General features: G+C 43.7%; 20 protein-coding genes and 1 pseudogene. 11 read left to right on the plus strand and 10 right to left on the minus strand.

What is annotated here, in order from left to right:
• Positions 1 to 68: 68 nt before the first annotated feature.
• Complete coding sequence (yqfB, locus tag L5L94_RS09525) at positions 69 to 386, minus strand: N(4)-acetylcytidine aminohydrolase (protein WP_113940516.1); 318 nt, start codon at positions 384 to 386, stop codon at positions 69 to 71.
• A gap of 329 nt (positions 387 to 715) precedes the next feature.
• On the opposite strand from yqfB, the gene L5L94_RS09530 reads away from it, so the two are divergent.
• Positions 716 to 913 carry a DUF2986 domain-containing protein gene (locus L5L94_RS09530; protein ID WP_028759693.1) on the plus strand — a complete coding sequence of 66 codons (198 nt, stop codon included), beginning with the start codon at positions 716 to 718 and terminating at the stop codon, positions 911 to 913.
• 226 nt (positions 914 to 1,139) lie between these two features.
• Here L5L94_RS09530 and L5L94_RS09535 read toward each other — a convergent pair whose 3' ends face one another.
• The gene (locus L5L94_RS09535) at positions 1,140 to 2,681 is read right to left on the minus strand and encodes an MATE family efflux transporter (RefSeq protein WP_263162816.1); all 1,542 of its coding nucleotides are present in this window, start codon (positions 2,679 to 2,681) and stop codon (positions 1,140 to 1,142) included.
• Between the two features lie 45 nt (positions 2,682 to 2,726).
• A complete protein-coding gene (locus tag L5L94_RS09540; RefSeq protein ID WP_028759691.1) occupies positions 2,727 to 3,584 on the minus strand; it encodes an ion transporter in 858 nt (285 codons plus the stop codon).
• 172 nt (positions 3,585 to 3,756) lie between these two features.
• Between L5L94_RS09540 and L5L94_RS09545 the strand changes: the two genes are divergently transcribed.
• The 3 genes from L5L94_RS09545 (at position 3,757) to L5L94_RS09555 (ending at position 5,681) form a co-directional block, all read left to right on the plus strand.
• Positions 3,757 to 4,269 carry a murein L,D-transpeptidase family protein gene (locus L5L94_RS09545; RefSeq protein ID WP_028759690.1) on the plus strand — a complete coding sequence of 171 codons (513 nt, stop codon included), beginning with the start codon at positions 3,757 to 3,759 and terminating at the stop codon, positions 4,267 to 4,269.
• Between the two features lie 174 nt (positions 4,270 to 4,443).
• Complete coding sequence (locus L5L94_RS09550; RefSeq protein WP_263162818.1) at positions 4,444 to 5,127, plus strand: VOC family protein; 684 nt, start codon at positions 4,444 to 4,446, stop codon at positions 5,125 to 5,127.
• A 293-nt stretch (positions 5,128 to 5,420) separates the two neighbouring features.
• A complete protein-coding gene (locus L5L94_RS09555) occupies positions 5,421 to 5,681 on the plus strand; it encodes a DUF5062 family protein (RefSeq protein ID WP_006081993.1) in 261 nt (86 codons plus the stop codon).
• Positions 5,682 to 5,835: 154 nt separating this feature from the next.
• On the opposite strand, the gene L5L94_RS09560 is transcribed toward L5L94_RS09555, so the two are convergent.
• Positions 5,836 to 6,693, minus strand: coding sequence for a M23 family metallopeptidase (locus L5L94_RS09560; protein ID WP_173497902.1), 858 nt, complete (start codon positions 6,691 to 6,693; stop codon positions 5,836 to 5,838).
• 379 nt (positions 6,694 to 7,072) lie between these two features.
• Positions 7,073 to 7,945 carry a 6-carboxytetrahydropterin synthase gene (locus L5L94_RS09565; protein WP_173244448.1) on the minus strand — a complete coding sequence of 291 codons (873 nt, stop codon included), beginning with the start codon at positions 7,943 to 7,945 and terminating at the stop codon, positions 7,073 to 7,075.
• A 469-nt stretch (positions 7,946 to 8,414) separates the two neighbouring features.
• Here L5L94_RS09565 and L5L94_RS09570 point away from each other — a divergent pair, with 469 nt between their 5' ends.
• Positions 8,415 to 9,413, plus strand: coding sequence for a cytochrome-c peroxidase (locus tag L5L94_RS09570; protein ID WP_173244445.1), 999 nt, complete (start codon positions 8,415 to 8,417; stop codon positions 9,411 to 9,413).
• Between the two features lie 138 nt (positions 9,414 to 9,551).
• On the opposite strand, the gene yejK is transcribed toward L5L94_RS09570, so the two are convergent.
• Positions 9,552 to 10,580 carry a nucleoid-associated protein YejK gene (yejK, locus tag L5L94_RS09575; RefSeq protein WP_006081997.1) on the minus strand — a complete coding sequence of 343 codons (1,029 nt, stop codon included), beginning with the start codon at positions 10,578 to 10,580 and terminating at the stop codon, positions 9,552 to 9,554.
• 77 nt (positions 10,581 to 10,657) lie between these two features.
• Between yejK and L5L94_RS09580 the strand changes: the two genes are divergently transcribed.
• Entirely contained in the window at positions 10,658 to 10,876 is a 219-nt protein-coding gene (locus L5L94_RS09580; RefSeq protein ID WP_011847036.1) for a YejL family protein, read from the plus strand.
• Positions 10,877 to 10,942: 66 nt separating this feature from the next.
• On the plus strand, positions 10,943 to 12,730 hold the full coding sequence (locus tag L5L94_RS09585) for a DUF3413 domain-containing protein (RefSeq protein WP_263138480.1): 1,788 nt from the start codon (positions 10,943 to 10,945) through the stop codon (positions 12,728 to 12,730).
• A gap of 260 nt (positions 12,731 to 12,990) precedes the next feature.
• On the opposite strand, the gene L5L94_RS09590 is transcribed toward L5L94_RS09585, so the two are convergent.
• The gene (locus L5L94_RS09590) at positions 12,991 to 14,097 is read right to left on the minus strand and encodes an NADH:flavin oxidoreductase/NADH oxidase (RefSeq protein WP_263162826.1); all 1,107 of its coding nucleotides are present in this window, start codon (positions 14,095 to 14,097) and stop codon (positions 12,991 to 12,993) included.
• Between the two features lie 117 nt (positions 14,098 to 14,214).
• Between L5L94_RS09590 and L5L94_RS09595 the strand changes: the two genes are divergently transcribed.
• Positions 14,215 to 15,081 carry a LysR family transcriptional regulator gene (locus L5L94_RS09595; protein WP_263162827.1) on the plus strand — a complete coding sequence of 289 codons (867 nt, stop codon included), beginning with the start codon at positions 14,215 to 14,217 and terminating at the stop codon, positions 15,079 to 15,081.
• An 85-nt stretch (positions 15,082 to 15,166) separates the two neighbouring features.
• On the opposite strand, the gene trmY is transcribed toward L5L94_RS09595, so the two are convergent.
• Together trmY and L5L94_RS09605 are read right to left on the minus strand one after the other, a co-directional pair.
• Entirely contained in the window at positions 15,167 to 15,763 is a 597-nt protein-coding gene (trmY, locus tag L5L94_RS09600) for a tRNA (pseudouridine(54)-N(1))-methyltransferase TrmY (RefSeq protein WP_263162830.1), read from the minus strand.
• Positions 15,764 to 16,372: 609 nt separating this feature from the next.
• Positions 16,373 to 16,651 (minus strand): sensor histidine kinase, encoded by a 279-nt coding sequence (locus L5L94_RS09605; protein ID WP_317629638.1) that lies wholly within the window; start codon positions 16,649 to 16,651, stop codon positions 16,373 to 16,375.
• Positions 16,652 to 16,862: 211 nt separating this feature from the next.
• Here L5L94_RS09605 and L5L94_RS09610 point away from each other — a divergent pair.
• Positions 16,863 to 17,204, plus strand: a pseudogene (locus L5L94_RS09610) (efflux RND transporter permease subunit); the annotation flags it as partial.
• Between the two features lie 459 nt (positions 17,205 to 17,663).
• Here L5L94_RS09610 and L5L94_RS09615 read toward each other — a convergent pair.
• Entirely contained in the window at positions 17,664 to 19,433 is a 1,770-nt protein-coding gene (locus L5L94_RS09615) for a flavocytochrome c (RefSeq protein ID WP_173244433.1), read from the minus strand.
• Positions 19,434 to 19,659: 226 nt separating this feature from the next.
• On the opposite strand from L5L94_RS09615, the gene L5L94_RS09620 reads away from it, so the two are divergent.
• Together L5L94_RS09620 and L5L94_RS09625 are read left to right on the plus strand one after the other, a co-directional pair.
• Positions 19,660 to 20,688, plus strand: coding sequence for a porin (locus tag L5L94_RS09620; protein WP_263162834.1), 1,029 nt, complete (start codon positions 19,660 to 19,662; stop codon positions 20,686 to 20,688).
• 123 nt (positions 20,689 to 20,811) lie between these two features.
• Positions 20,812 to 21,600 (plus strand): LysR family transcriptional regulator, encoded by a 789-nt coding sequence (locus L5L94_RS09625; RefSeq protein ID WP_263162837.1) that lies wholly within the window; start codon positions 20,812 to 20,814, stop codon positions 21,598 to 21,600.
• Positions 21,601 to 21,718: the final 118 nt, after the last annotated feature.

A 21,718-nucleotide genomic window follows, 5' to 3' on the forward strand; every position in this document is an offset into this window, starting at 1 on the left:
GCCATTGAATTTGTGATAAAAAGGCTGCTGTGCGGCCTTTTTTATTTTACGAATTACGCTCTATACTTTTACTGCGGTAAAACCCTAAACTGGATCATAAACAATTGCTCAAGACCGGGATAAATTTCTGCAATCACATCACGTAGCTGCGGCAATGTCATATTCTCTTGCTTAGCATGAATGTCTGAGAGCTCAGTTAAGGTCACTGGCACGACATCAATAATATGGATATCACAAAACCAGCGGTCGGTTTCGAAGGTTGAAACGGGAAGCGTTTGACCTGCAATCACATGGGATTCCGTTTCATCACGCAATGTAATGGTTTTAGTGCCACTTAATATATCGTGCTCAAAGCGCTCAAAAAAAGTGATTTTAGTTAATAACACACATCTTCCTCGGCTCAGGATATGAGCAATAAAATAACAGTAGAGTTAATTTTTCAAACTCATAATGCTAGGCAATATAATGGCTTTTGATCCACACAGACAGTCTACACCGCAGCATTTGTCGTGTGAAATACTAACAGCGCCGTTTAAGTCAAATTGTTATGCTAACGCCATTTAGCAAAACTAGTTCTCAAAGAGTAGCCGTTGTTTTCGACAAAATTCAGCAAAACATGGTCAGTTCGCTCAGATTGAGTTAGAATCCCGCCTCAATTGAGCCCTTGGCCTCATATTCCTGCGCGTAGCGGGTGCGAAACGAAATTAGAGACGTCATGAACAAGAAACAAAAGATCATCAAGAAAATAGCTAAACGCGCTAAGGCCAGACTGAATAAAGTCGACCCAGTGACTATCGGCTCACCTGCAAAATCAGGTTACATCTCTAAGGCTGATCGTGCAAAAATGGCGGCATCAGAAGCTGCGACTGAACAAGTCGAAGGCCAACAAGACACGCCAAGTATTGAAGAATAAGAAGCTCAGCAGAATAGTCTTTTAGCGGCGTATTTTGGCATTGTTAGCTTAACTAAATGAAGTGCAAACGCCGTTTCAAACAAAATGCCACAAGCAATCTTGTGGCATTTTGTTTTTCAGCATTCCTATCATTAGCAGCTTTCTGACTGCTCCTCATTATTAAGAGCTCATTTTTATCTGCGTTCTTGCCCACAGCTTCTACATGGCGCAGCTAAGCCACATAACGTCAATTAGGCTTTTTACCCTCGTCTAAATAGGGCAATACGGGCTCATTCTCTTGCTCCTCCGTTAATTGCGCCATCTGCACGCACGAGGATGAAAGCGGATTGGTCGCACTCGGTAAGTTCTGTGCAATACAATTAGCGATTTCCTCTTCCTCACTCAGTACGACATTACGGGGGATAGCATTCGCAGCATCAAGATTAGGCGCGGCTGAAAACGGTGCCTGCGCCGCCACTTTATCCACTAAACGATAGGCAACCCACACACCTAATGTACCAAACAAAATAGACCCTAAAATTTGCCCAATCAATACACCGTAAACACCACCCCAAAGCGCACCCAAATACACAAAGGGCACAGTGCCTAAAGTGGCTTTACCTACGTTAAATAGCGTGGAATATTTGGCCTTGCCAAGGTTATTAAAGGACGCATTCGCCACAAATAAAATCCCCGAAAAGATAAAGAATACCGCAATATAACTGCAGAAAAAATGAATAAGATCAGCACTATCGCCCTTCATATCAAACACACTGACCAAATGTGACTTAAGCATAAACAGCAGCAAAGACATTACCAGCACATACACAGTACAAAACTGAATCGCCCGCGTTAAACTCTCACGTACTCGGTCAAACTGACCTGCACCAAAGTTTTGCCCAACAATAGGTCCAATCGCGCCGGATAGTGCAAAGATCATCCCAAAAGCCACAGGGATTAAACGCCCCAATACTGCCCAGCCTGCCACATAAGCATCACCGAAATCGGCGATCGCTCGGGTCACAAAGGCATTTCCGATGGGAGTTGCCACATTGGTTAACATCGCAGGGCCTGCAATGGCAAAGATAGGCTTAAGATCGGCGACAAAATGTGCCTTATCAAAATGGCCTAACAACTTATGCTTAACCACCACACCGCGAGCGGCAATCACAAATACCGCCACCCGTGCTAAGACGGATGCCAATGCAGCACCTTCAATCCCCATGGCGAACATGAAGATAAAAATCGGATCGAGTACAGCATTAACCCCGCCCCCCGCTAAGGTCGACATCATAGATAACTTTGCATCACCCACGGCGCGTAAAGCCCCGCCGAGCGCCATCGCAAGACAGATAAAAGGTAAGGAAGGCACGAGAATATACAAATAGCTCGCAGCAAGTTCTGCCGTATGACCACTCGCGCCAACTAAGGCAACTAGCTCAGGAATGAAGGTGGTGACCACAGCCGCCACCAGCACACTGATCAGTGTCGTCACAACCGCGCTATTGAGTAATAAGCGCTTTGCCAACGCCACCTCTTTTGCGCCAATCGAGCGAGACACTAAAGCCCCTAATGCAATCGATAAACCAATTCCAATAGATGTGGTAAAAAACGAAATACTCCCCGCATATCCCACAGCCGCCGCGAGTTCATGCTCTCCCAATAGGCTCAGGAAAAAGATATCCAGTAAATCCACGACAAATAAGGCAGAAATCCCTACCGCGGCGGTCGAACTCATCACTAAGATATGGCGTAATATGGGGCCTTCAACAAACTTGGCTTGCGTCATACGTGTCTTTTACCTACAAAAAATAAAAAGTGTTCGCCGAAATCATCATGAAACGCCTTTATCAACGGGCACATCTAGGCTATCTAACTCACATCCACAACGACTACAATACATGGCATCAATATCATGACCTGTCTTATGGCATTGATTACACGAGCGTAAATCTCGATGACGCCCTACTTCTTGGGATATCTCGGCGGTTAAAATCCCCGTTGGGATTGCGATAATCGAGTAACCAATTAGCATAGTAAAAGCCGCAATCGCCTGACCTAATCCGGTTTTCGGGGTAATGTCGCCGTAACCGACTGTAGTAATAGTCACAATTGTCCAGTACACAGATTTAGGGATTGAACTAAAACCATTATCAGGCCCTTCAACCACATACATTACTGAACTCAGTACCATAACGATCAAACTAACCGAGAAGAAAAACAAAAAAACCTTACGACTCGACTGCATCATCGCCCTAAGCAGCACATTTCCTTCACTCAAATAACGCAGTAATTTGAGTACGCGGAAAATCCTAAACAGCCTAAGTATCCGGATGACTAAGGTAAAGTTAGCACCAGGGATCAGCAACGCCAGATAACTTGGCAATACCGATAACAAATCCACTAAACCATAAAAGCTGCGAGCATATAACACAGGATGAGTCGCGCAGTACAAACGTAGGCCATATTCAATCGTAAAAATAATGGTGAATACCCATTCCAACACAGAAATAAGCTGGCCGTATTCACGATGGAATATCTCTACTGTGTCGAGGAACACTAAGCCGACACTCAACACAATACACACCATGAGGGCGATATCAAAATAGCGGCCAGCGGGAGTATCAGTGCCAAAAATAATGGTACGTAATTGACGTTTTAACGGACTTTCGGATTCGATATTCTCAGACATACAAACTTTTACTTCCTTGCAACAAACTGACTAACACAGGGATTACAGCATAAATATGCCACGAGTCTGCCATGCAATTGCACCTAGCTCAAAATTATCTACTCACAGTAGGATAAAATTGCGGTATGATGCCGAAAAAAGCCAACGACCTGTGTTTATTTTCGAGGACTTCATGCGCGCCACCCTACTTTCCACATTGACATCTCTCACTGTGACTATCGCGGCTCTCGTTTCACCCGAATTACATGCCTCTGGCATGGGTAAAGTGGATCTGGTGGTGATCACTAAATCCGAATCCAGTATGGCTTTATTGCGCGATGGCAAAGTGCTCAAACAATATCGTATCGCCATGGGTGACCTACCCGCTGGACACAAATTAAAGGAAGGCGATCAACGCACACCACAGGGGCGTTATACCCTAGATTATAAAAAGCCAGATAGTGCTTATTATAAATCGATCCATATTTCCTATCCTAATGAAGAGGATAAACTCAGAGCCAAAGCCTTAGGCATTAGACCCGGAGGCATGATCATGATCCACGGCCAAAACCCTAAGTCGTCACTGCCGCCAGAACAAGCTCAGCAATACAACTGGACTGACGGCTGTATCGCGATTACCAACGCCGAAATGGATGAAGTGTGGAAAGTAGTCGATGAAGGAACGCCGATTGAGATTTGGCCTTAATCTTAGCCCGCTTCCTAATGGCAAAATGCCAAATAGATAATTGAACGATATCAAACACGCCCAGCTTAATGGGCGTTTTTATTTAACCTTTTAAAGCATGATGTTAGTTGTAATAGTCTCGGTCATTTACTTAAGGGATAAAACTAACGCCAATAGAAATGCCTTGGAGTATTTATGCCTAAATTCAACGAGCCTGTTGCGCCGCACAGTGCAAACCTCAGCTATGAGCAATTAATCCAAGGCTGGCCAGCCTTTGAAGCACAAATTGTCGCTTTCCTTAAGACCTTAGATTTAACAGATAAAGCACTGTTTTGCGATCACGTGGCATTACGCGTTAACTCTATCGCCAGTGCCAATGCACTGAAAGACGCCTTTAGCCGCATAGGTAAAATCATTTCAGACAACATCATCAATGGCCGTACGATTCTGATCATCGAGCTAGACACGCCACTCACACTCGGTCAATTTAGCATTGCCTGCGTCGAGCTTCCCTATCCTAGAGATAAAGTTTATCCACAGGAAGGCTGGGAGCACATAGAGTTAGTTATTGATTCTAAAGCCAAAGATTGCGATACCTTGAGCCAAGATTTACTGGTCTTATGTCCAACACTCCGCTCTTTACTCAACCTAGGACTGAGTCCATTGCCGCAATCTGAGCAGACAGCTGAATCAGAGCAGTCAAGATTACCAGACTTGCCATCCCTTGCTGAGATTAAGGTCAAGATGAGCTCGCCCAAAGGCGATAAAGAACGTTTAGCCAATCCAACTATCGCCTTTAAACGCGGCAATGTGTGCATTAAAGTGCATCCCCATGGCATAAAAGCGGTCATCGCGAGCGAACAAGTATCTGAATACTAAGTCAGACTTAAACTCAGGCAGATAAAACTGAGCTTAGATTTTCATTGGCACTTGCCTTAGCTAAAACCTACGACAGTACCTGAGTTAACATCTGAGTTGATGACAATTTAATCAGATTCAATATTCTCGTTATTTTTAGGTCAGTTTTTTTGGTGGTTTTGTCAAAAATCGCCAAAATTAAATCTAAAAAACAGCATATTTAGCGTAACTTAGGACGTATAACTCGCAGATGCCATCAGGCACAAATTATCGTGTCCAGTAGATGGATGCTATGTGCAAACAGAGGATCGCCAATGAAGCCACACAAGAACGAAGCACAAATATTGAAGTTCGCCATGGAAATCGGCGTGGGCTATGCCAAAAAACGCGGATATGCGGACTTTGACAAAGGCATCTCACCCAAAGACAAAGTGGAATGCATTTATCGTTTATTGGTCACCGACAACTTAATCCAGCCACTGGCCAAAGATAAAGAAGATGGGCCAAACATGAAACATAAACTGATTTTATGGATCACCCGCCAACTGCCTGCTGATCATCCACTGTTGAAGTAATCTTTTTAGACGACTCGGTTAAAAATGATTATTGGCAAGCAGACATTTGAAGCTAGCCTAGAAAGAAGCCAACTCGCTAAGTGTTCCCGATATAGATCACCATTAAATGGCGCATCATTGCGCCATTTAAGTGAGCCTAAACTGGATATCGAACCTAGCCCTTTTTGGCCGCTTTATTGGCCTTCTCATTCGCCAGCACTGTTGCCATTGGCGGCACTATGGTCGTAGGGTCGAGGCGCATTTGATACCAGTTCACTCGCCAATCTAAGTGTGGACCATTTGCACGGCCTGTTGCGCCCACCTCTGCAACAGCTTGGCCTTGCTTAACCGCTTCACCCGCGTTGACGTACAGCTTACTCAAGTGCAAAAAACTCGAACTCACGCCATAACCATGGTCGATCACCATAGTCCCGCCCGAATAAAACATGTCAGGCACAGAAAGACTAATAACACCATCGGCGGGGGCGACCACTATAGTGCCGGTTTTCGCCGCCACATCCACCCCAAAGTGTGGATTACCGGGTACATCGTTATAGATACGCTGGCTACCGTAAACACCTGAAATACGCCCCGTCAAAGGCCAAATAAACGCCTGTAAAAATGCAGTTTGCTCACTAAATGTTGCCCGTGCCGCTTTGACCTGCGCCGTGTCTTTCGCCGCTCTTTCCTGCGCGACAGGATCGGGCTTCATAATCTTCGAGCTAATGCCCTTTACACTTTGAATATCGTACTCTCGCTTGGTTAAGGTTAAAGGCTTAACCTCAGTCAAACCATCGGGATAAACCAAGGTTAGCTGCTGGCTCAATTCACCGTCGCGATCAAAACCAAAGGCAAAATGACCGTCAGGCGTGACCTTGATGGCTTCACCATTTAAGCTAATCTGAGTGCCCGCTGGCGCTTGACCCCGCATTAATGCGCCTTGCTCTAACTTACCCTGTAAACTCACCTCAGCTTGTACCTGAGGCGCAATGAGCACTAGGCCCAAAGTGAATAATGCCGATAAGCAGCGCATTGGATTTGAACTTAGGGGGGCTCCACCGTGAGATAAAAATTGCGATACTTTATTTCTCAACATCTTATTATTTTCCAGCATCTTAGTTTCCAATATCCTAGTTTCCAACATCTTCAAAAAATCCTTATCGAGGGGCAATAGGGATCAAGACCCACTAAATACATTCATCGCGACACAAAACGCAGCCGAATTCAATCAATGCCACGTTAACCTAACGCACCATAAAAATCGATTCTGCAAACCCACATCCCTGTCGTAATCTCAGTTCAGCCTATCCTCAAAACAAACAAAAAAGCCCCGATAATCTACCGAGGCCTATTAAATCCGTGATTAAAAGGTGAATAGTTTAAGTCCATTCACTTATATCAGCTCGTAGTGCCTATCCCTTAACGACGATCGCGCCCTTGCCAACACCTTCAAACGCCACCACTTTAAACTGACTTCCTGGCACTTTAGCGACCAATGTCGTGGCAATATAATCGGCTAACAACTCAACCGTCGTGTCGTGGGGAATTAAATCACAGCATTCCTTTGGCATTGCCAATTGGAAATCCCCTTGGGGGGCTTGGTAATGAAAGCCATAGTGGCTGTCATCGGTTATCCGCGTTTGCGGCGAAAGATTAAGGGTCTTAACTGAAACCAAGTCCTCTTCACTGCCTAAATAAATATCGTGCCAACGTTTGGCCCAATACTCATCCCACTTAGCTGCTGGACTGCCATTTTCATAAACGTGAATAGGGCTACGATGTCCATGGGCGATACGCTGACAATTACCATCGTGTTTACGTAAACCATGGCTGTAATGGTAATAAGGCGTATCGAGGATTTCGTGTCTCAAGGTGAGCGTGATCCCTTCGACATTCTTAGGTAAAGCTTCGCGCAATGCTTTCTGTAAAAAGACATTCACGCTGGGAATATCAATCTCTTCGGTCGGCACTAAGGCAAAGGCTTGTGAAGGACAGGCCAAATGAATTTCACCTAACTGACTATCAAAATCCATCCATACTCTATCGCCCTGCTGTTGCCATCGCACACTACTGCAGGCCGTAGGCACTAATAAACGATGATCGGCCACCGCATCTATGGTTTGCTTGATCGTGCGTTTGACTTTAGCAAAATCGAGTACCATGTTTTGCTCGTCTAATCCGCCCTCTAGCAGAACATCAACAATCCAACTCTCCCCCACCATGCCGCGCTTTGGGCACAAATAGGAAAAATCGATCACAGTTAAATCTTTGACAAACAATTGCATTAACGCTCCTCGGCAGAAAAACAGTCCACCTATATAATTTTATAGCACCGCTTGGCGATGGCCGAGCATGCTAACTTGAGGCACTCAACACGAGTTAACTCAACATGAATGGAGATTCTAATCAATTCCGTCTGTTGTCGCGACAAATGAATCCACTCGGCCCAATATTTTGTATCACATGTTTGTATCAGGTTTTCTAAAATCCAGCAATGCAACTCATTGCAACCATCAGGTACCGATAGGCAGAAAGCAACAATGCATCGACCTTGTCGATTAACAGATAAAGCCTTAACAGAAATACCACTCAACCTAGCAAAATAACAACGTAAAAACAGCGAATTAGATCGCAAAAGCTTAATCCGCAACAGCGATAGACCCAATCGAAACAAAGCATTATCACTCAGCATCATTAACCGCTAGCATCCCTGTTAAACCATACAAAAACCAAGGTTATACAGGGAGAAATAAGATGACCAAACTTACATCTATCGCCATTTTCATCGCAGGTATATTAGCCAGTACCCATGCTATCAGTGCAGAACCCATCGAAGTCATTACAGCAGCCAAGATCACTGAGCCTGAAAAAGTTGAATTAGGTAAAATGCTGTTCTTCGAACCCAGACTGTCTAAATCTGGCTTTATCTCTTGTAACTCTTGCCATAATTTATCCACTGGTGGTGTCGATGCTCTGCCAACGTCCATTGGTCATCATTGGCAGGAAGGCCCAATTAACTCACCCACAGTGCTTAATGCCGACTTTATGCTGGCTCAATTTTGGGATGGTCGCGCCAGTGATTTGAAAGAACAAGCCGCGGGCCCTATCGCCAACCCGAAAGAGATGGGCTTTACCCATGAACTCGCAACTGAAACTATCGCCTCTATGCCTGCCTACCGAGCGCACTTCGCCAAGGTCTATGGCGATGAAAAAGTCACAATTGACCGTTTAACCGATGCGATTGCCACCTTTGAAAAAACCTTAGTTACCCCTAATAGCCCCTTCGATCAATTTCTTCTGGGCAAGCAAGAGGCCATAAGCGCGAATGCCAAAGCGGGTTACCAACTCTTCAAGGATAAAGGTTGCGTGAGTTGCCATAACGGCCCCGCTGTCGGTGGAACTATGTATATGAAAATGGGACTCATCAAACCGTTCCACACCAATAACCCAGCAGAAGGTCGTAAGGGCGTCACTGGTAAAGAAGCTGATAAATATGTGTTTAAAGTGCCGACACTACGCAATATTGAACTCACCTATCCCTACTTCCATGATGGCAGCGTCTGGACCTTGGAAGAAGCGGTGAATACCATGGCAGACATTCAATTAGGGCAAAAACTCTCTGACCAAGAAGTGAAAGAAATGGTCGCCTTCCTTGAGTCCTTAACGGGCGATCAGCCGCAAATCACGCTACCTATTTTGCCACCATCGAATAAAGATACGCCACGTCCAGTGCCATTTAGCTCCAATAATTAACATAGGCGACGAGTCACTGACTAAGAAGTACTCACTTAGAAGCTGAGTCAGCGCGACTTAGTTAGCAAAAAGGCCGAGAGTAAAAACTTTCGGCCTTTAGTTATTCGTTCGCTTAAAAAACGATGGATGAATTAAGTACTATTCGCCTTTAAGGCGACGATCAAGCTGATCTTTTAAGTTTGCTGGCACACCTTTGATTAAAATCGTGTCCGAGATGGGATCGTAAATCACCCGTTGACCTAAGTGGCCGCCATCAAAACTTAACGTTACGCCGCCACCCGTACCAGAAAACTTCTTCAATTGGCGCAGGGTTGATTTGTCGGCCGGAAACTCTTCATCAAGATCATAACTGCCGCCACGGGCAAAATCATAGAAGGAGTCCATACCTTGATCGGCTAACTCATCGGCCAAGTCTTTGATCTCAATGTCAGCGCCTTCATCGAAACGCTCACTACAGTATTCAAACACTTTATTGCGGCACTGCTGACGCTCGTCTTTCGTCAACTCACTGCTGGCAACAAAATCTTCAACCGCATTCATTAAGGTTTTGTTTTGCGCCTTAGTGTTGACGCCTTCTACGCAGCCCATAAAGTCGAGGAAAAAGTCGGCGACTTTACGTCCCGCACGGCCACGGATAAAGGAGATATACTTGCGAGAATCCTTATCGGCTTGCCACTCAGTTAAATCGATACGCGCCGCGAGTTGGATGTTATTTAAATCCAAATGGTTATTTTGCGACAGTTCCATATCGTCTAATACTGTCATTGACGACTTAGCACTTAATAAAGCCACAAACAAATAATCGCTGGTGATGCTGGTATAGCAAGACATCAACAGGAAACCGCCTTGACTGAAGTCGTACTTTGACAATTCTTCTTGCAGTAATTTACTGGCTTGACCGGAAAACTCCACAAACCCTAAATCGCCGCCACGGTATTGAGTTAGCGCATTGGCAAAGGCGGGATTGGCCTCACCGTCGTCACCATGGATACCAAAATAGCCAAAACCTTTACCGGCCTTTCCCGTATATGTCTGATGCAACTCGTCGAGCATCACCTCGACCGCCTGACCGTTCAGCAGAGGTTGAGGACGCAAACGGCAGCGTAATTGCCCCTGACTGTCCTGAGAAATCTCGTGAATAATTGCGTGTTCGATGTTAATACTCATAAGCCCTGATAGTGATACTGGGATAAATCCGCTATTATATGCCGCTAATCCATTCCAAAGTGAAACATTTTTTGATTATGGCAATCCAATCGAAATACTCAAACACCCAAGTTGAATCATTAATCGCCGAAATATTGGCTGTGTTAGAAAAGCATAAAGCACCGACTGACCTGAGCCTGATGGCATTGGGTAACTGCGTGACTAACCTGCTAGAACGTAAAGTGCCCAGCGAATCGCGCCAAGCCGTGGCCGAACAATTTGCAAAAGCACTCGCACAATCGGTTAAATCCCAGTAAGTTAACTGGGTAATAATCATCAAAAGAATATAAGATACAAGGCCTTTTAGGAATAAGCGGATCACTATGGTCGAGCGAAAAAAGCAAATGAGCCGCGATCGGGTTTCCCGGCTCATCAACTGGGGGCATTGGTTCGCCTTCTTCAATGGTTTATTAGCCATGATAGTCGGAAGCCGATACCTTGGCAGCGTGGGTTATCCAGAAACTTGGTATGGCTGGTTTTATCTGAGCGTCAGCACTATTGGTCAGTTTAGCTTTCTCGCCTTTATCGCCTATTTGATCTGCCTATTTCCACTAACTTTGATATTGCCCTATTCAAAGATATTAAGAGGTGTCGCGGCGGTGATCGCGACCCTAAGTCTTTGTATCTTATTGTACGATACCATTGTTTACGCCGATTACGGCATGCACTTGAGCCCCTTTGCCTTCGATTTAGCTTGGGCGGATCTCAATGCCCTGCTCCGTGGTACTTCTTATATCGTCACACCACTGGCCATCATCGCCATTGAACTGACCATGGCGAACTTTTTGTGGAAACGCATAGAGAAAATCCAAAAACTCAATTTAGGCAATAAAGTTATCACCCTAGTGTGTATCTGTTTTATCAGCAGCCACTTGATCCACATTTGGGCCGATGCCGCCGATATCACCGAAATTACCCGTTTCGACGATACTTATCCTTTATCTTATCCCGCGACTGCTCGCTCCTTTATGGAAAGTCACGGTATCGATGGTTCATACCAAGGCGATGACGTCAATCACAACACCAGTGTACTCAGCTATCCAGAGCAACCACTCACCTGCCAGGCCGACACGAAAATCAACGTGTTGATGATTACCATCGACAGTTTGCGGGCGGATATGGTCGATGGTAAAAGCATGCCATTCCTACACCAATACACTGAAAATAATCAATCTTTTACCCAGCATTTCAGCGGCGGCAACCAATTTAGAACGGGCATGTTTTCGCTACTCTATGGCCTGCAAGGCAGTTATGGCGATGCGCGAATTTTTAATAGCACCAGTCCTTTACTGACCAGAAGCTTTCAACAAGCAGGCTATGAATTGGGGCTTTTCCTCCCTGAAACCAATCTCAATTTGCGTTCATCACAGGCGATGTTTAATGACTTTAATCCTGTCATAGCCAAAGAAACCAATGGCAGTGCCGATGCCGATTTGCACACAGTGGCCAGTTTTAACGAGTGGCACAGCATCCAACATAAGCCTTGGTTGGCGCTCGTTAACTTAAAAGCGCCAGAAAATTTTGATACTCCCGTGGGTTTTCTGGGTATCGAAACAGTGAAAGCCGATACCGACCTAATGCCAGCGCAAAAAGTATTGTTTAATCAATATCGCCAATCTCTGTATTTTGTCGATCAACAACTCAAGGCGATGCTGGCCAATGTGTCCAACGACACCTTAGTGATTATCACTGGGGTCAATGGCAAAATGTTCACCAGCAATAGTGATGAAGCGAATCGCAACCTGTCACCACAGAGTGTCAAAGTGCCATTAGTGATCCACTGGCCGAATACGGGTGCTTCTAAGGTCAAATACCGCACCAGCCATTACGGCATTGCGCCGACTTTAATGACCCACGTGCTAGGTTGCACCAATAACACGACAGATTACAGCGCTGGCCGCAGCCTATTACAACCTGACAAAGAAACGTGGATCTATATAGGTGATAGCCGTATTTTTGCTATCTATCAAGAAGCAGAAGTGACAGTGATTGACCGCCACGGTAAATATCGTATTTACGATGAAAACTATGAACATAGGCTCAATAAAAAAATGAGCGCGCCTGAATTAATTGAAGTGATGCGTGAAGGTCGACGTTTCTATAACCACTGAGCTTCATCATCTTAGTTAAGAAAGCCCCATTCCTAAAGGATTGGGGCTTTTTTTATTCCCTAGTGACTGGATGAATACAAAATGCACGAAGCTTGGATTTAACTGCGTGGGTTGAAGGCTGCGTGGCCAGTATCTTGAATCTAGTCTCTTGTAGCGAGTCTCTTATGATGGACCTTACCTGCCACTAAAGCCAAAAGCCGCTATCTTTAGATAACGGCTTTTTAAGGCTTAGGTTTAAATCAACTCAAGTCACTCTACAATCAATCGGCTTTAACCGTAGAGTAGCGTGCTAACCAATGGGCGTAGGAAGCGGGTAATACCCAAGATGGGCGCGCAATTTTCAAGGTTTGCGCCGCTTGATATGGCCAATGTGGATTCGCTAAAAACGCTTTACCTATCATCACTAAATCCATTTGCTCATCTTCAATGGCCGCATTGGCTTGATGTGGATCATCCATACCCCAAGAAGTCGCAACGGGGAACCCCACTTCTTGACGAACCCGCTCGGCAATAGGCGCCAAAAATGCAGGACTCCATGGAATCTTTGCCGTTGGAGTCGAGAAGCAAATGCTGACGTTCAGCATATCGAGCCCCGCTTGCTTAAATTGCTTCACCAAGGCTATCGATTCCGTCAGTGTTTCTTCATCTTTATGGTCGAATTCAATCACACCAAATCGCGCCGTTAAGGGTAAATGCGATGGCCAAACGTCTCTTACCGCGGCAATGGTTTCTAACAAAAAGCGTCCGCGTCCTTCCGCACTGCCACCGTATTGGTCGGTGCGTTGATTAGCATAGGTTGAAAAGAAGCTTTGGGCTAAATAACCGTGGGCGAAATGCAGTTCTAACCATTCAAATCCTGCCGCTAAAGCACGCTTTGCCGCCGCCACAAAGTCGGCTTTAACCCGCTCAATATCTTCAATTGTCATAGCGGTAGGCACTTTAGGTAAATTTGCCCCAAAGGCGACGGCTGATGGTGCAATCGGTTGCCAACCTCGCGCATCATCATCGGCAATATGGTCATCCCCTTCCCACGGGATATTGGCACTCGCTTTACGGCCTGCATGACCAATCTGAATGCCTGCAACAGCACCCGCATTTTTAATCGCACTAGCCACTTTTGCTAAGCCTTGTGCTTGTTCGTCATTCCATAACCCAAGGCATTTGGGGGTAATACGTCCTTCAGGAGAAACTGCAGTGGCTTCAACCACAACAAGACCGGCACCGCCACGGGCAAGGCTAGTGTAATGCACCTGATGCCAGTCGTTGATAAGTCCATCAGTGGCTTGATATTGGCACATGGGCGCAACGGCAATACGATTTTTGAGAGTAATGTCTTTAAGTTTAAAGGATGAAAATAGATCGGCCATGGTGTTTCCTGTGTCTATTAAGATCAAAAGGTATTTGAATACTGAATGACGACAGACTAGTCTTATCGTGCCATAATTAAAAGCACATACAGATTATAGATTTGATAAATTTTACTTATGATAAATCCACAGTGGTTACACACCTTTAGCGTGCTAGTCGAGAAAGGGAATTTCACCCGCACCGCCGAAGCCATAGGTATCACCCAAGCGGCCGTGAGTCAGCATATCAGTCGCTTAGAAGAAACCTACGGCACACTGTTTTTACGACGCACCCGCCAGCTTGAAATCACTCCCATTGGGGAAAACCTGCTGACCTACGTCAAAGAAGTTGAATGTGCGCAAAAGCGCTTACAGCAAAAACTGATCCATGATGATGCCAATGTCGGTGATATTAGCCTTATCACTCCAGGTAGCATTGGTTTAACGCTCTTTCCGCTATTAATCGAATTACAACAAGCCTTTCCGGCGTTAAGCATTCGCCACCGTTTTGCACCTGACAGTGAGATAGTGGCCTCAGTGTTGGCCAATGAACATGAAATCGGCATGGTCACCTTAAAACCTTCCGATCCTCGTATTCACAGCACACATTTTACCGAAGAGCCACTTGAACTTGTGGTACCGGCGAGCCATAAACAACATGAATGGACTGATTTACAACGGCTAGGGTTTATCTCCCATCCCGATGGTGAGGCTATGGCGACTCGGCTGCTTAGCCGTAAATATCCAACTCACCCCGGCATTCAAGAGATCCCCTGCAAGGGATTTACCAACCAAATCAGCCTCATTCTCGAACCTGTAGCAAAAGGGCTAGGATTTACGGTTATCCCGCAATACGCCCGCAAAGCCTTTGAACGACAAGAAGATATCTATGTTGTGGAATGTGGCAGCCAAGTTGTAGACACCATTTGGTTTATCCACCGCGCGGAATGGCCCTTGTCACGCAGAGCCCAAAAAGCGATTACATTTTTAAAGGGGAAAATATAAAACCCCCATTAAAAAATAGGGCTCGACACACACGTTGCCACACAGGAATAGTCAGCGTTAGCAACGGATACATAAGACTCAGAGGCTATTGATTGATATCCAATTCATTATGGATCAATACCACGCACTGAGAAGCAAACAGCATCTTTGGCCCTAAGCTGATCTTTTGCGCACCGAGTCGTTTCAAGGTATTAAAACTTTTCTTCGGCATAGGAATATGATCGGTCAGTAAAAAGCACGGATTACCCACAAATTCTTGCTCACGGATTGATGTACCCTTCTTATCCATCATAAACAATTGATAATCCACCGCGAGGTCCTGTACCAGCTTTTCAAAACTGGTGGTACTGACACTGATGCCCTCGTCAACAACACGGGTTTGCTCCTTCGTCATGCCCCGAGAAATATCTAAGGCTTTGGCAATTTTAGTGAGCAAAGCTTGCTCGTGAAAACCACCAATATGGCAAATATTTCGAGTATCGAAGCAGATAGTGCGGGAAAAATCATGGGTACTTTCTAGCACCAAATAAACGACAACATCGTTTCGATGGGACTGAGCCACAAAGATAGTGTTCATCAGGGTATGAGCTAAAATCTCGGTATGCGCCTCTTGGCCGACAGAAGCCAAAAACAACTGACTGTCAGTAGGTGCTGATCTTGCTCGTAAAACAAACGCGCGCATAGGTAAATGTCCTACTCAATAATGTCTTAAATGCTAAATGGCGGATGCATATAATTTGTGAAATTGACGATTTCGCCTTGAAAATTTTTGCCTTTTGCTGTGCCAAAGCCAGCCTAATCACTCGAACTTGAACCTTAGTCGCAAGCAGCGTTAGTCATATCGGCAGCGAAAACGTATAAAAAACAAAACCCGTATAGCAATGCTAACACGGGGTTTTGTTTAACTTAACTGCTGGTTATTTTAATGATTAAAACAAACTAACAATTAAGCATCTAATTTAGTCGGTATGAGAGGATTCGAACCTCCGCCCTCTGACACTCTATAACAGTGAACCGTTTAATCATAACCTGCTAAATTTAAACATAAATCATGTAATTTTGCACGTTTTAATTACCTCAACAATTTATGTACAGTTACACGCAAATGCGATATCAAGACTACAAGTACAACAAATTGAGCGTATTCAAACAAAATAACATCCCATTAGTTGTAATCAATATCGGATAACAACCAAAGGGATCTAGGGAATACCTACAATCCCTGCATTTTCCCGATTCAGCAATGTGCTCTGGCGTGGTGACCATACGTGCAGGAATCACCAGGACATAGTTAAGGAGGTCCTAAACCAGCTTTGACAGGCCAAGAAAGGATGAATATTGTTCCTCCATGGCCCGATGGCTGGCAAACCACGTGGCCGCCGTGAGCTTCAGCAATTGTCTTAACCACTGCGAGACCGAGTCCACTGCCACCACTTTTTCGAGAGCGAGACGGATCGACTCGGCGAAATGCTTCGAATACGTAGCTTGCAGCTTCATCAGGGATACCGGGGCCTTCATCTTCTACGCTGAGGTAACAGCTTGCCCCCGAGCGGTAGAATCGTACAGTCAAAGTGCCAGGTTCTGCATGCTGGCGCGCATTTTGAACTCGGTCAAAGTCAGATCCAGTGCCTGCTGCTGACCGTTACAGATTACGCTAGCCTCGTGACTGTCTAAGTCGATTTGGAACGGGCCGACGCGCAACATTTGGGTATTTATAGGCGTGTTAGTGCGATCGCGTCGCAATACCGCCTGCACCCTAGCCACCACCTCGGCCTATCGGCAAAAACGCTATCCTCATCGTCGAGTTCGCCCGCCAACTGCACGCCGAGGGCCATACGCTGATAGATGCTGCAGTGACCGCAGCACGCCTGCGTCTACGGCCAATTCTGATGACGTCACTGGCATTTACTCTCGGAGTGGTACCCTTAATGCTTGCGAGCGGCGCCAGCGCCGAAACTCAGCATGCAATCGGTACTGGCGTATTCGGTGGCATGCTCAGTGGTACCTTGCTGGCAATATTCTTCGTACCGGCGTTTTTTGTCTTTGTCATCGGCACACAAGAGCGCTTGAGTGCCTGGCTTGCGCGGCATAATACAGCCAAACAGCCTCAGGAAATGAGCTGACGCCTCGCTAATGCTCTGTAGGAGTTTCGTGACACGAGCCAACAGAGCACTAGCGCTAGCGCTAGTCAATATATCTGTCATCATTTAAAAAGCTGGAAATATAGGTTCAGTAATCACAATAGTTTCAGCTTATGAGGCACTTAATCAAGTCTGTGAACACTCCAATCAAATAGTAATGTAATGCCGAACTCGCCCACAGGGAACGATTAGCTTTATGGAAAAGTGAGTACTTTTAACCCATATACCACACGATATAAAGAAGATGAAAACGATCGAAGAGTTAGCAAAATCCCTGATATCTAATTCTGCCGAAAAATAAAAAAAGAGAGGCTACATTAGCCTCTCAAAAAATAGCAGGGGAGTACTTTAACTCAAGCAATAATTTTATTCCTTATATTTACGATGAATAAAACTTGAGATGTTGTGAGAGACAATAACGAGTCTCTCACTGATTTAGCGTTACTTTGTATTTAGAGCATGTTTAGCAGCATTTGTCCCTGCGATTTTACCGAAAATCACAGTATCAGCGACAGCATTCCCCCCCAGTCGATTATACCCATGAACACCACCAGTCACCTCTCCCGCCGCAAATAAACCTTTAAGCGGTTGGCTTTGTATATCGAGTACTTCAGCTTTAGTGTCAATGGCAACTCCCCCCATAGTATGATGGATGCCAGGAGCAACTTTTACGGCATAATAAGGAGATTTTTCTATTGATAGCGGCATCTGCTCACGGTTAAATGCCTCATCTTTACCCTGTTTGAAATAATGGTTGTAGTTTGTGATAGTTTTGTCTAAAACACTTGGAGTCATTCCTGTTATTTTTGCAAGCTCTGCAACAGTATTGGCCTTTTCAAGCATTTCTAAATGATCATACCCCTGAACCATTTTAGCTTTTTTATATAATTCATTATCAAATACTAGCCAAGCATATTGTTCAGGCTGTTTTAGAATGGCATCGGAGGCTTTATCTCGAGTTGTTAATTCATTGATAAAGCGATCGCCTTCTTTATTAACCATTATGGCTCCGACACCTCGAACCGTTTCTGAAATTAATATACGGCTATCTTTTCCGACTGTTGGATGTGTCTGGATCCAATCAATATCAGTCATACTTGCACCGACTGCTTTAGCAAGTTCAATACCATCCCCAGTTGAAGTGATATTATTTGAACTTGTCATGCCTTTAAATGTAGGGCGATAAAAAGCAATCATTTCTTTGTTAAACCCATAACCACCTGTGGCTAAAACAACCGACTTAGCTGCAACCATATAGTGACCAGAGTGTTTACCGTGGATGACAACACCCACAATTTTTTGTTCATCATCAACAACCAATTTAACAACTTTGGAGTTGAGTCTTGTATCAACCCCTTCTTTATCCGATGCTTTTCTTAGTACATCAATAATATGTGGACCAACACTTAAACCACCAGATGGACGATGTGTTCTATCGACTCTAGCGCCGCCAGAGCGTTTTAAATCATCCATATTGGCGCCCAAAGATTCTAACCATTTAATGCCATCAGCCGATTGCTCCGCTAATATTTGTACCAATTTAGGGTCGTTAGCATATCGACCGCCTTTCATTGTATCTTCGACATACCATTCGATTTTATCATCGACTTTATGATCTTTTTGCTGAACTGTACCCACAGCATTATACCCGCCAGCGGCGAGCATAGAGTTACCACCACTAAATGGTGCTTTATCAAGCAATATAACGTTAGCCCCAGCCTTTTTAGCTGCAATCGCAGCATTAAATCCAGCACTACCGGCTCCAACAACAATCACATCCGTTGTTTCTTTAGGACCTGCAGCTATCGCTTTATTTATTGCTTCATTATCCCAACCTTTGTCCCACGGTTCTTTAGATTTGGCTTTATTAAAAGGCATGTCGAGCCCTTTAAATGAATGACATTCATTACAATATAACTTTGGTTGTTCATGTCCTTTATGACAAGACGTACAATTAATATCACCTAAGTGTGAAGAATGTGGGTCAATTTCTAGTTTGGGATTTGCTAGTTTTCCATAATCACCATGGCAGGATTTACATTGTTTATTTTCAAATGTCTCGCTATCGCTCACTTTATTGGGTGCTGTATGGCAGGTTTTACAACCATTAACATCTTTATGGAATGATGCTAAATCATTTTTATTATCAGCAGCCCATGATGACGCCGTTAAAATCGAACAGACAATAATACTCAAGTATTTTATCCTCATGCAATTCTCCAGTTTTTATTTTGGTAAGATTTGGCGTGATGATAGTTTCTTAATTTTTTTAAATAGTGACATTGAGCAATAAATTGAAATTATTAAATATAACTTAACACACTTTAAGTTATGCTTAACTCGATATTTTTGTTGATTAGATGTGATCTAAAGCGGAGATGTGTTTGCTTAAATCTCTAATATGGCATTGCTTTTACATTCTAAAAAGGTGATGTCGATGAAAAACACTAAATATATTGGTTTTAGTTTAATTTTAATTTGTTCAACTCCAGCTTTATCTGAGCCACTAGATTTTTATGGAAGACTGTGGCTTGGTGTGGCCAACTCAAGTAATGGTCTTTCTGGTAACGAAAAAGTTGATGGATTTTCCCTTGAAAATTATGCATCATATTTAGGCGTTAAAGGTGAGTATAGTGTATATGATAATTTTAGCTTGTTATATAAATTTGAAGCAGGGATAGAAAGCTTTGATAACGATGATTCTAATATTTTCAAACCGAGAAACTCATACTTAGGTTTTAAAACTAACTATGGTTCAGCTGTTTTCGGAAGAAATGATACCGTTTTTAAAAGTGCTGAAGGTAAAGTGGATTTATTTAATATTACCTCAAGCGATATGAATATGATCATTGCAGGTAACGATAGATTAGGCGATTCGGTAACATTAAATAGCGCTAAGGTCGCAGGTGTTACTATGGGTATTAGTTATGTTTTTGAAAAGGATTTTAATCAAAAAAATCCAGAACTTTCTGATAAACAAAACAATTATGCAATTAGTTTTTCCCTAGGCGATGCTGCATTTAAAAAGAATAGTCACTATATTTCAATAGCCTATGCTGATGGATTGAACCAGTTAGAGGCAACAAGACTGGTGGGTGGTGTTGCTATTTCATCCGTAAAATTGGGGGCTATGTACCAGCGCTCTGAGTCAAGTATTTATGATAATATTAAAGGTAACTCCTACCTGTTAAGTATGGTTGTTCCTATTAATAAATATGATATAAAATTTCAATATTTAAAAGATGATGCTGGGCTGGGTAAAGTGACAAAAAATGCCGGAGCAGATCTAAAAACACTAAGAGAGAGTGATGCAAGTCAATATTCAGTAGGCGTTGATTTTAAGGCTCAAAAGGATTTGACTTTTGGAGTAGGTATTTCCTATTTTGATGGTGATTATACTGACGCCAAAGGACATACTGAGTTTGATGATACTCTCATTTTTGTATCTACAAGATATCTATTTTAACCTCTATAGATAAAGCGGCTAAATAGCCGCTTTATAAAAATCAGATATTTATCATGTTAATTATTTATCGTTTTAAACTATTATACTGCTAGTATAATTGATTTTCCCCTCGCGGAGCATTTGATGCGGATAACATTAAGACAATTGATGATCTTTAAAGCCATACATTCTGAGAGGCAGATCTCAAAAGCGGCAAAAGTGCTTCATATGTCAACGCCTGCTGTAAGTATGGCACTTAAAGAATTAGAAGGGTCTTTAGGCTGCAGATTATTTGAGCGAGTGGCGGGAGGTTTGGTTGTAAATGCGCATGGAGAAATAATATTACCTTATGCTAATGAAATGCTATCCAAGGGAAAAGAGTTAGAAAATATATTTTCATTCCCTGAGCATGGCATTAAGGGGACGTTAACCATTGGGAGCAGTAAGACTGCTGGTAACTATGTATTATCTAAAAAAATTCCATTATTTAAGAACCAATATCCCGATGTAAAAATAAAACTAGTCATTGATAATAGTTTAATTATTGAAAAAATGGTTTCAGAAAAAGAACTAGACTTAGGCTTTATTGATGCTAAACCCGCGAGTAAAAATCTCATTTGTGAGCATTGGTTACAAGATAATCTTTGCATTGTGAGTGGCGTAACTCATCCTGCTGCGAATGGTTTAAATACAAAATCTTGGCTTAGTGAACAATTGTGGATATTCGACCATGAATCATCGTTCTCTCGAATTCGTGCAATTCAGTTATTAAAAAGCTTAAATATTCACGTTCGTGATGAAATCTGCATGTCAACCATTGGCTCAATTAAAAGGGCAATTGGAACAGGTATAGGTTTGAGTGTATTACCCCTGTTAGCGATTGACGCTGAATTAGCAAGAAAAGACCTTATTTTATTATCTGTGGATGGATAGGATTATAAACGAACTTATTGGTCAATTCAGCGTGAAGGAGAAGAATTATCTGCATTAAGCATGAGTTTCCTAGCCTTTAGTAAGCTACTGTAAAATATAATAATGTATACCAGCTATT

Source organism: Shewanella sp. SM21 (assembly GCF_025654335.1).
In the GTDB taxonomy this organism is placed as follows: Bacteria; Pseudomonadota; Gammaproteobacteria; order Enterobacterales; family Shewanellaceae; genus Shewanella; species Shewanella oncorhynchi.